This window comes from Mesorhizobium sp. M1E.F.Ca.ET.063.01.1.1, assembly GCF_003998155.1.
Classification (GTDB): Bacteria; Pseudomonadota; Alphaproteobacteria; order Rhizobiales; family Rhizobiaceae; genus Mesorhizobium.
The window spans coordinates 1-431 of sequence record NZ_RZSC01001640.1 but is presented as its reverse complement, the minus strand read 5'-3'; the positions used below and the strand labels follow the sequence as shown (position 1 = coordinate 431).

1 protein-coding gene is annotated in these 431 nt (G+C 63.8%); it reads right to left on the bottom strand.

What is annotated here, in order from left to right:
* Positions 1 to 372, bottom strand: a 372-nt coding sequence (locus tag EOA29_RS40190) for a PaaI family thioesterase (RefSeq protein ID WP_145970194.1), incomplete at its 3' end; no start/stop codon positions are given.
* Between the last annotated feature and the right edge of the window lie 59 nt (positions 373 to 431).

Here is a 431-nt window from a genome sequence, read left to right as displayed (position 1 = left end):
GGCGTAGGCCTGGCCGTCGGCAACGATGATGGTGCGGCCGGGCTTGGTCACCGAACCGCGGAACAGGAAGCGCTCGCCCCTGCCCGGCGCCAGGAGGTTGACCTTGAATTCGATGGTCAGCACGCTGGAATTCTGCGGCATCAGCGAGAACGCGGCATAGCCGCAGGCCGAGTCCAGCGCGGTCGAGATGACGCCGGCATGCAGGAAGCCGTGCTGTTGCGTCAGCTCGGCGGCGTAAGGCATCTCGATCTCGATAATGCCGGGCGTGACCAGCGTCAGTTCCGCGCCGATGGTGGCCATCGCTTTCTGACGGGCAAAGGAAGTCCTGACGCGATCCTCATAGTCGGGAGCGGGTACGATCTTGGCTGCCATGGGCCTTCGCCTTCACGTTTGCTGCGCTGCAACATAAGAGATTGCCTGTCCTGCCTGCC